The organism is Streptomyces sp. NPDC006691, from assembly GCF_042869955.1.
In the GTDB taxonomy this organism is placed as follows: Bacteria; Actinomycetota; Actinomycetes; order Streptomycetales; family Streptomycetaceae; genus Streptomyces.
In genome coordinates this window covers 66650-76975 of record NZ_JBIAGW010000015.1, presented here as the reverse complement: position 1 = coordinate 76975, position 10326 = coordinate 66650, and the positions used below count along the sequence as shown (strand labels likewise).

The 10326-nt window shown below is 72.0% G+C and carries 7 protein-coding genes; 2 read left to right on the top strand and 5 right to left on the bottom strand.

Translation table 11 applies throughout. The features are described from left to right. Positions 1–287: 287 nt before the first annotated feature. From ACFYNP_RS27985 to ACFYNP_RS27975, 3 genes are all read right to left on the bottom strand, one after another. Positions 288–1088: an energy-coupling factor ABC transporter ATP-binding protein gene (locus ACFYNP_RS27985; protein WP_388420616.1), complete on the bottom strand. Its 801-nt coding sequence runs from the start codon at positions 1086–1088 to the stop codon at positions 288–290. Between the two features lie 83 nt (positions 1089–1171). Further along, positions 1172–1933, bottom strand: a complete 762-nt coding sequence (gene cbiQ / locus ACFYNP_RS27980; protein ID WP_388420615.1) for a cobalt ECF transporter T component CbiQ — start codon at positions 1931–1933, stop codon at positions 1172–1174. A 1-nt stretch (position 1934) separates the two neighbouring features. Further along, on the bottom strand, positions 1935–2981 hold the full coding sequence (locus ACFYNP_RS27975; protein ID WP_388420614.1) for an energy-coupling factor ABC transporter permease: 1047 nt from the start codon (positions 2979–2981) through the stop codon (positions 1935–1937). Positions 2982–3195: 214 nt separating this feature from the next. On the opposite strand from ACFYNP_RS27975, the gene ACFYNP_RS27970 reads away from it, so the two are divergent. Beyond that, entirely contained in the window at positions 3196–3630 is a 435-nt protein-coding gene (locus tag ACFYNP_RS27970) for an SsgA family sporulation/cell division regulator (protein WP_388789173.1), read from the top strand. A 185-nt stretch (positions 3631–3815) separates the two neighbouring features. Here the strand turns inward: ACFYNP_RS27970 and ACFYNP_RS27965 are convergent, their stop codons facing one another. Together ACFYNP_RS27965 and ACFYNP_RS27960 are read right to left on the bottom strand one after the other, a co-directional pair. Continuing rightward, entirely contained in the window at positions 3816–6041 is a 2226-nt protein-coding gene (locus ACFYNP_RS27965; RefSeq protein ID WP_388789170.1) for an MMPL family transporter, read from the bottom strand. Between the two features lie 117 nt (positions 6042–6158). Further along, positions 6159–6734, bottom strand: a complete 576-nt coding sequence (locus ACFYNP_RS27960) for a TetR/AcrR family transcriptional regulator (RefSeq protein ID WP_388420611.1) — start codon at positions 6732–6734, stop codon at positions 6159–6161. 233 nt (positions 6735–6967) lie between these two features. On the opposite strand from ACFYNP_RS27960, the gene ACFYNP_RS27955 reads away from it, so the two are divergent. Next, positions 6968–10225, top strand: a complete 3258-nt coding sequence (locus ACFYNP_RS27955; protein ID WP_388789167.1) for a S41 family peptidase — start codon at positions 6968–6970, stop codon at positions 10223–10225. The last annotated feature ends 101 nt before the right edge of the window (positions 10226–10326 follow it).

Below are 10326 nucleotides of genomic sequence, written 5' to 3'. Positions count from 1 at the left end.
CAGACGGAACGGGGTTGGGGGCGCGGGGAACTGCGCGACCAGCCACCCACCATCCGCACCCGAACAAGCAGGGCCCGGGGCGCAGCCCCCGGCCGACCTGCCCCCATTCCACCCCCGGAGGGTTGCGGGAAGGGGCGGGGAGGGGCAAAACCCCGGGGCCCGGGGCAGAGCCCCAGCGCACCCCCGAGCCGGCGCACGACCGAGCCGGCGCACCCCCGGGCCGGCGCACCCCGGGCCGGACGCCACGCTGCGCGGACGCAAGGGTCACGGCGGGGGCGAGCCCGGCGTTACGCGCTCGCACCCCCCAGCGGAGCAACCGTCGACGACGGATCGAAGCCGAACGGCAGCTCCAGACGATGCGCACGCATCAGGGCTCCGTCCGACAGGACATCCACCGTGGCCCCGTCCGCCGCGATGACCCCGTCGCTCAGGATCACCGAACGTCCGCACAGCTCCAGCGCATAGGGCAGGTCATGGGTCACCATGAGCACCGTGACGTCCAACCCCCGCAGAACGTCCGCCAGTTCACGCCGCGACGCCGGATCGAGGTTGGACGACGGCTCGTCCAGGACCAGGATCTCCGGGGACATCGAAAGCACCGTCGCGACGGCGACCCGGCGCCGCTGCCCGAAGGACAGGTGGTGCGGCGGCCGGTCGGCGTACTCGGCCATCCCGACCTGGGCCAGCGCCCCCATCACCCGCTCCTCCAGCTCCGCACCCCGCATTCCGGAGGCGGCCGGGCCGAAGGCGACGTCCTCGCGGACGGTGGGCATGAAGAGCTGGTCGTCGGGGTCCTGGAAGACGATGCCGACCCGGCGCCGGATCTCGGCGAGGTTCTTCTTGGCGACGGGCAGCCCGGCCACCTTCACCGATCCGGCGCCTCCTTCGAGGATGCCGTTGAGGTGCAGGACGAGGGTGGTCTTGCCGGCGCCGTTGGGGCCGAGCAGCGCGACCCGCTCGCCGCGGGCCACCGTGAGGTCGACGCCGAAGAGCGCCTGGTGTCCGTCGGGGTAGGCGAAGGCGAGCCCGGACACTTCGAGGGAGGGAACGTTCATGGTGGCCTCAGGAGTAGTCACGGGAGCAGGCATGGCGGCAGGCGTAGGGGCAGGTATGGCGGCAGGCACAGGGGCAGGCGGGGAGACCCCCGGGTGCGGGGAGGCGTCGGGCTTCGTCACAGCGTCCAGCCGAGCAGGCAGACGGCCAGCGCCGCCACCGGCAGCGCGGCGGCCCGCGTCCACTGGACGCGGGTGGCCGTCACCTCGTCGATCACCGGCATGGACCCGGCGTACCCACGGCTGACCATCGCGAGGTGGACGCGTTCGCCGCGCTCGTAGGAGCGGATGAAGAGCGCGCCCGCCGACTTGGCGAGGACGCCCCAGGAGCGCACCCCGCGCGCCTCGAAGCCGCGCGAGCGGCGCGCGATGGACATGCGCCGCATCTCGTCGGTGATGACGTCCCCGTACCGGATCATGAACGAGGCGATCTGGACCAGCAGCGGCGGCAGCTTGAGGCGCTGGAGGCCGAGCAGCAGGGCGCGCAGTTCGGTGGTGGAGGCGAGGATCACGGACGCGGCGACGCCGAGGGTTCCCTTGGCCAGGACGTTCCAGGCGCCCCACAGCCCGTTCTCGCTGAGCGGGAGGCCGAGGACGTGCACCTGCTCGCCGGGCACGACGAACGGCATGAGCACCGCGAACGCGACGAACGGGATCTCGATGAGCAGCCGCTTGAGGAGGTAGCCGGCCGGGATGCGGGCCGCCCCCGCCACCAGGGCGAGCAGCACGGCGTACAGCGCGAAGGCCCACATCGCCTCGCGCGGTGTGGACACCACGACGACCACGAACAGGAACACCGCCGCGAGCTTGCAGTGCGGGGGCAGTTCGTGGACCGGCGAGTGGCCGTGCCGGTAGAGCCGGTGGGAGTGGCCCGCTCCCATGTCAGACCCGTTCCGGGGTGCGCTCGGGGGTGTCGGCGCCGCGGCGGCGGCGTACCGCCCAGAACACTCCGCTGCCCACCGCGACGGTGACGCCGACGCCGATCACCCCGGCGAGACCGCCGGCCAGACGGGCGTCGCCGACGTCCTTCACCGAGTAGTCGGCGAGCGGCGAGTCGGAGGAGGCGTGCTGGGTGGTCTTGGTGTCGATGCCCTTGTCGTGGGCGACCTTCTCCAGGCCGTCGGGGCTGGCCGACGCGTAGAAGGAGACGAAACCGGCGAGCAGCAGGGCGGTGACGATGCCGATGCCCCACACCTTGCGGGTGGACCCGGTGCGGGCGGCGGCGGGGGCGGCGGCAGGCGCGTCCACGAGTTCGCCGCCGACGCGCAGCTTGAGCGGCGCGGTCAGGCCGCGGGCGCCGTGCACGAGGTCGGGGCGCACCGCGATGACGGCGCCGACGGTGAGCGCGGTGATGACGGCCTCGCCGATGCCGATGAGGACGTGCACGCCGACCATCGCGGTCAGCACCTTGGTGATGGGCACGTCGGTGGTGCCGCCGAGGGCGTAGATCGCGGTGAAGACGAGGGCGGCGGCCGGCACCGAGACCAGCGCGGCCACGAAGGAGGCGACGGTCACCGAGCGGCGGGTGCGGGGCAGCACCTTGACCAGGGCGCGGAACAGGACGTAGGCGACGACCGTGGTCGTGATCGCCATGTCGGTGATGTTGACGCCGAGCGCGGTGAGGCCGCCGTCGGCGAAGAGGATGCCCTGCATGAGCAGGACCACGGAGACGCACAGCACGCCCGTATAGGGCCCGACGAGTATCGCGGCGAGCGCACCGCCCAGGAGATGGCCGCTGGTGCCGGCCGCGACGGGGAAGTTCAGCATCTGCACGGCGAAGATGAACGCGGCGACCAGGCCGGCGAGCGGTGCCGTCTTCTCGTCGAGTTCGCGCCGCGCCCCGCGCAGGCTGACGGCGATGGCACCGGCGGCGACCACGCCTGTGACCGCCGATACAGGTGCGTTGATGAATCCGTCGGGTACATGCATGGGTGGACTCCGATTTCCCGTTGGCGCCCTCTTCCCTGCGCGGCATGCGCAGAACCGTTTGATGATAGTGCCTTGTTGCGAACACCTCGCAAGAGCGGCCGAGTGACACATGCCAAGCCGACTCACCGAGGGCTTACCCAAAAATTATGGGACATTGGATAACAAATAACGCGTAACGGTACCCAGCAGCAGCACCCAGCGTGAGGAGCGATCGATGTCCCCCGCAGTCGAGGGTCACGCCGAGGACCACGCCGCCGCCGACCGGCCCTCCGCGGGGCCCTCCGCGCGTCCCTCCGTGGAGGATCACGCCCGCGCCAGAATCGTCACGGACGCCCCGCTCTCCCACCCGGTTCCGGTGGCACTGCGCTACGACGCGGCCGGCTCGCCCGGCGCGGTCTGCTTCGCCTTCCCCGGCGGCAACGAGTGGATCTTCCCGCGCGACCTCCTGGAGTCGGGCCTGCGCGCCCCGGCCCGCAAGGGCGATGTGAGCGTCTGGCCGTGCGGCCGGGCCCAGACGGTGCTCGAATTCCACTCGCCGGACGGGGTGGCGGTGGTCCAGTTCGACAGCTCGCCCCTGGTCCGCTTCCTGCGCCACACCTACGCCACCGACGCGCCCGCCGCCCCCGCCCCGGCCGGCCCCCGGCGCTGAGCCCCGGCCCCCAATGGCTCCACGCGAAGGCCCCCCGTGCGCATCGCACACGGGGGGCCTTCGCGGTGTCGGCGGTCCCGTCCCCACAGGCCGCCCGCACCGGCCGGGACCCACGGCCGCTCGGTTCGTGGGGCCCGGCGTTCAGGGGGCGGGGGTCGGACCCGCGCCCGTTCAGGGGGCGGGGGTCAGACCCGCGCCAGCTCGCGGTCGCCGTCGGCGTCGCCGGACTCCTGGTGCCCCCGCAGCCCCTCGCCCTCGACGTCGACGTTGGGCAGCACCCGGTCGAGCCAGCGCGGCAGCCACCAGGCCTTCGCGCCGAGCAGCGCGAGCACCGCGGGCACGATCGCCATCCGGACGATGAACGCGTCGAAGAAGACCGCGATCGCCAGACCGAAGCCGATCATCTTGATCATCTGCTCGCTGGAGCCGATGAAGCCGGAGAAGACCGCGATCATGATCACGGCCGCGGCCGTCACCACCCGGGCGCCGTGCTTGAACCCGGTGACGATCGCCTGTCCCGGCCGCTCGCCGTGGACGTACGCCTCGCGCATCCGCGTGACCAGGAAGACCTCGTAGTCCATCGCGAGGCCGAAGACCACGCCCACCATGAAGATCGGCATCATCGACATGATCGGGCCGGTCTGCTGCACCCCGAACACCGAGCCGAGCCAGCCCCACTGGAAGACCGCGACGACCGCGCCGAGGGCGGCGACCACCGAGAGCAGGAAGCCGAGGGCCGCCTTCAGCGGGACCAGGACCGAGCGGAAGACCACCATCAGGAGCAGGAAGGCGAGGCCGACGACCAGCGCCAGATAGGGCAGCAGCGCGTCGTTCATCTTCTGCGAGAAGTCGATGTTCATCGCGGTCGAACCGGTCACCAGGAGCTTGGCCCCGGTGTCGGCCTTCAGGGAGGCACCGGTGTCCCGGATCGAGTGGACCAGGTCCTCGGTCTCGGTGGAGGACGGCTTGGACTTCGGGATGACCGTGATGGTCGCCGTGTCGTCGCCGGTGTCCTTGTTGTACGCGGGCGGCAGCACCGGGCCCACGTCCGGGAGCTTCTTGATCGCGGCGACCGTGGCGTCGGCCGCGCCCCGCACGCCGCTCGCGGCATCCTTGCCGTCGACGACGACCATGAGCGGACCGTTGAAGCCGGGGCCGAAGCCCTCGGAGAGGTTGTCGTAGGCGCGGCGCTGGGTGGTGGAGGTCGGCTGCGAGCCGTCGTCCGGCAGACCCATCTGGAGCGAGCTCGCCGGCAGCGCGATCGCGCCGAGGCCGATGACGCCGACGAGCAGCACCCACACCGGCTTGCGCAGCACGAAGCTCGCCCAGCGGGTGCCCATGTTGGGCTTGCCCTCGGCGGCCTTCTCGCCCTGCACATGTGCCTTGCGCGCCTTGCGGCCCAGCACCCGCTTGCCGGCGAAGCCGAGCAGGGCGGGTATCAGGGTGAGCGCGATGAGCACGGCGATGACGACGGTGCCCGCGGCGGCCGCGCCCATCTTGGTGAGCATCGGGATGTTCACGACGGCGAGGCCGACGAGCGCGATGACCACGGTCAGACCGGCGAAGACGACCGCGGATCCGGCCGTGCCCACGGCTCGTCCGGCGGCCTCCTCGCGCTCCCTGCCCTCGGCGAGTTCGGCCCGGTAGCGGGAGACGATGAACAGGGCGTAGTCGATGCCGACCGCGAGCCCGATCATCATCGCGAGCGTGGACGTGGTCGAGCCGAGGTCGAGCACATTGGCGAGGGCCGTGATGGTGGAGACACCGATGCCGACGCCGATGAGGGCGGTGAGCAGCGGAAGCCCCGCGGCCACCAGCGAGCCGAAGGTGATCACCAGGACGAGGCCCGCGAGGACCACGCCGACGATCTCGCCGGAGCCGGTCTCCGGCATGGCCTGGAGCGCGTCACCGCCGATCTCGACGGTGAGCCCGGACTTCTTCGCCTCGTCGCCGCTCTTCTTGAGCGCGTCGCGGGTGCTGTCGGTCAGCTCCATCGCGTTGGTCTTGTACGAGACCTGGATGTACGCGATGGAACCCTTGCCGTTGCCGGAGACGGCGTTGGCCTTGAAGGGGTCCGTGACCGAGCCGACCTGGTTGGAGCCCGTCTCAAGACTCTTGACGGTCTTCTCGACCGCCGCCTTGTTGGCGGGGTCGGCCATCTTCTGGCCGTCGGGCGCCTTGAAGACGATGCGGGCGGTGGCGCCGTCGGCGGCCTGGTTCGGGAACCGCTCCTTGAGCAGGTCGAAGGCGCGCTGCGCCTCGGTGCCCGGGATCGAGAAAGAGGAGGAGGTGGCGGTGGTGGCGGAGGCCGCGCCGAACCCGGCGAGGGCGAGCAGCGCCACCCACACCAGGGCGACATAGTGGCGGCGCCGGAAGGCGAACCTGCCTAGGCGGTAGAGGAACGTGGCCACGAGGGCGTACTCCCGGTCAAGTCGTATGGAACCAGCAGGGCATGGGGAACCAGCCCGACGACGAGAGCGGCGTGCGTCAGGTGGAGCGGGTACTGCGCGGGGAGCCGGGCGGGATGCCTAGCGGGGGTCGCCGAGGGCGGGGAGGACCACGGCGTCGAAGTAGTCGGCGAGGAAGGCCTGGTCGACCGGGCGGTCCTCGATGAACTGCCGGGCGGCGAAGGCGCCGACCATCATGTGTACGACATAGGGGAGGGCGCGATTGTCCGCGGCGACCTCACCGCGTTCCACCGCGCGCCGCAGCACGGTGCCGAGACCGGTGATCTCCGGCTCGATCAGTACCTCGCACAGCGCCTTGTGGAGCTCGGGGTTGTCATGGACGGCCCGCATCAGACCCCGCATCAGCGCGGAGTCCTTCTCCATCTGACAGTCGTCCTCGCGGGCGACCATCGCCTGGAAGTCGCCGCGCAGCGAACCGGTGTCGATCTCGGCGAGACTGACCGGCTTGTTGTGCCGCAGCGCCCGCGCGACCAGCTCGGGCTTGCTCCCCCACTGGCGGTAGAGGGTGGCCTTGCTGGAGCGGGTGCGGGTGGCGACGGCGTCCATGGTGAGGGCGTCGTAACCGACCTCGCGCAGCAGGTCGAGCACGGCTTCGTAGAGCTCCGCCTCGCGTTCCGGGGTGAGCCTGCCCGCCATGATCGACCTCCTCTCCTTCTTCGTACCGTACGAAGGTAACTCCGTCACGAAGCGAAACGGAACCGTTTCGCTTGTGTCGTCGACCACAGGTGTCGGAACGGGATAAGTACGCGTACGGGAGCACGCGGAAAGCGCGCACCGGAGCACGCGGAAGGCGGCGGAAACGGAATCGGGAGCGGAATAAACCCCTCCCACAAGTTGCCGCGCCCCTTCCCCGCGGAAAGCATTGGGGGGTGAGTGACGACGCCGCGTACCTCCGGTTCCCGCATCTGCACGACGACTTGCTCTGTTTCGCCGCCGAGGACGACCTGTGGGTCGCCCCGCTGGTGCCGGCCGGGCACAGCCCCTCGCGCGCCTGGCGGGTCACGGTCGACCGCACCAAGGTCGGCCATCCCCGCTTCTCGCCCGACGGGAGCCGGATCGCGTACACGACCTGGCGCAGTCTCGACCCGGAGATCCATCTGGCCCCGGTGAGCGGCGGTCCGGCCCGCCGGCTCACCTTCTGGGGGTCGTCCGACGCCCGGGTGTGCGGCTGGACGCCCGACGGCGACATCCTCGCGGTGTCCTCGCACGGCCAGCCGTTCTCGTACTTCTCCTGGGCCTACAGCGTGCCCACCGACGGCTCCCCCGGCGGAAAGCTGCCCTGGGGCCCGGTCTCCGACATCGCCGTCACCGATGTCGAGGGCGAGCGGCGCACCCTGCTGCTCACCGGAAAGCCGCCGCACGAGCCGGCCGCCTGGAAGCGCTACCGCGGCGGCGCGACCGGCCGCCTGTGGCTGCACGGCGAGCGGCTGCTCCCCGACATCGGCGGCCACCTCGACTCGCCGATGTTCGTCGACGGCCGCATCGCCTTCCTCTCCGACCACGAGGGCGTCGGCAACCTGTACTCCTGTCTGCCCGACGGCAGCGACCTGACCCGGCACACCGACCACGACGCCTTCTACGCCCGGCACGCCTCCAGCGACGGCCGCCGGGTCGTCTACCAGTGCGCGGGCGACCTGTGGATCGTGGACGCGCTCACCCCCGACTCGGCGCCGCGCAAGCTGGACGTACGCCTGGGCGGTCCGCGCGCCGGGCGGCGCAGCTACCAGGTGCCGGCCGCCAACCACGTCGACTCGCTGTCCGTGGACACCACCGGCCGGGCCAGCGCCGTCGTGGTGCGCGGCAGCCTGTACTGGCTCACCCACCGCGACGGCCCGGCCCGCACCATCGCCGACACCCCGGGGGTGCGGGTGCGGCTGCCGGAGATGCTGGGCGGCAACGGCCAGGTCGCCTACATCACCGACGCGGACGGCGAGGACGCCGTCGAGATCGCCTTCCTGCCGCGCGCCAGCGGCGAGCGCGAGCCGCGGCGCCTGGCGGCGGGCGAGCTCGGCCGGGTGCAGGAGATGGTGTCCGACCCGGAGGGCGAGCGCCTGGCGATCGCCGCGAACGACGGCCGGCTGCTGCTCATCGACGTGACGGAGGAGTCCACCGGCGAGGTCACCGAGCTGATCCGCTCGGTCAACGGGCCCGTCCGCGACCTCGCCTTCTCGCCCGACGGCGCCTGGCTGACCTGGTCGCACCCGGGCATCGGCCGCTCGCTGCGCCAGATCAAGATGGCCCGCATCGCCGGGCCCGGCGGCCGCACGGTCGTGGACGTCACCAACGGCCGCTTCGAGGACGAGAACCCGGTGTTCACCAGCGACGGCCGCTATCTGGCCTTCCTGTCCTGGCGCGGCTTCGACCCGGTCTACGACGTGCACACCGGCGACCTGTCCTTCCCGCTCGGCTGCCGCCCCTATCTGGTGCCGCTCTCCTCGGCGACGCCCTCACCGTTCGCGCTCTCGCCGGACGGGCGGCCCGCGGCCGGCGGCATGGACCCGCTGGACGACTCGGGCGACGGCACGGTGACGGTGGAGGTGGAGGGTCTGGAGAGCCGGGTCACCCCGTTCCCGGTCTCCGCCTCCAAGTACTCGGCGCTCCACCCGGTCTCGGGCGGCGGCCTGGTCTGGCTGCGCTGGCCCATCTCGGGCGCGCTCGGCGAGACCTTCGCCAACCCGGCCGACACCTCGGGCCGCCCCACCCTGGAGCACTTCACCATCGCCAAGGCCCGCAGGACCGAACTCGTCGACCACCTCGACTACTTCGCGGTCAGCGGCGACGGCAGCCGGCTGGTCGTGGTGGACGAGGGCGAGCTGCGCGCGGTGCCCTCCACCGAGTCCGGCGACGGCGACTCGACGGTCTACCTGGACCTGCGCCGCATCCTGCACGACGTCGACCCGGCCCTGGAATGGCGCCAGGCCTTCGACGAGGCGGGCCGCATCATCCGCGCGTACTTCTGGGAGCCCCAGATGTGCGGCATCGACTGGCCGGGGGTCCTGGAGCAGTACCGCCCGCTGGTCGAACGGGTCTCGTCACCCGACGAGTTCGCGGACCTGCTCCGGGAAGTACTGGGCGAACTGGGCACCTCGCACGCCTACGTCACCGCCGCCCGCCGCAACGAGGGACCCCCGCACTACCAGCGCGCCCAAGGGCTGCTCGGCGTCAACCTGGTCTGCCGGGACGGAAGTTGGCAGATCCGCCGCATCCTGCCGGGCGACTCCTCCGACTCCAAGGCCCGCTCCCCGCTGGCGGGCGCCGGCATCCGCGAGGGCGCGGTCCTGACCCACGTGGACGGCCGCCCCGTCGACCCGGTCGCCGGCCCCTTCCCGCTGCTCGCGGGTGCGGGCGGCACGACGGTGGAGCTGACCTTCCGCCCGAGCGAGGGCGAGGGCCGCTCGCGCCGGGTGGCGGTGGTCCCCCTCGTGGACGAGCGCCCGCTGCGCTACCAGGACTGGGTGGCCAAACGCCGGGACGTGGTACGGGAGTTGAGCGGCGGCAAGTGCGGCTATCTGCACATCCCCGACATGGGCGGCTCGGGCTGGGCCCAGTTCAACCGCGATCTGCGCCTGGAGGTCAGCCGCCCCGCCCTGATCGTGGACGTACGCGGCAACGCGGGCGGCCACATCAGTGAGCTGGTGGTGGAGAAGCTGACCCGGCGCATCCTCGGCTGGGACCTGACGCGCAACGCGGCGCCGGTCTCGTACGCCTCAAGTGCCCCACGGGGTCCGGTGGTCGCCCTCGCCGACGAGGCGACGTCGTCCGACGGCGACATGATCACGGCGGCGTTCCGGCTCCTGAAGCTCGGCCCCGTGGTGGGCCAGCGCACCTGGGGCGGGGTGGTCGGCATGACGGGCCGTCATGTCCTCGGTGACGGGACGGTCATCACGGTGCCGATGAACGCGGCGTGGTTCGACGAGTACGGGTGGGGGGTGGAGAACCACGGGGTGGAGCCGGACCTGGAGATCCTGCGCACTCCCCTGGACTGGGCGGAGGGGCGCCACGCCCAGCTGGACGACGCGGTCCAACTGGCCCTGGACCTGCTGGCCCTGCACCCCGCGTCGACCCCACCCGGCTACACCACGACCCCCAACCGCCAACGCCCCAAACTTCCCCCGCGATCCTTCTGACCCGGGGTCACCCCCGTTTCCCCGTGCCGGGGCGCGGTCGGCGAGCGCCGGGGGCGCGGTCGGCGAGCGCCGGGGGCGGGGTGCCGGGGTGCCGGGCGCTG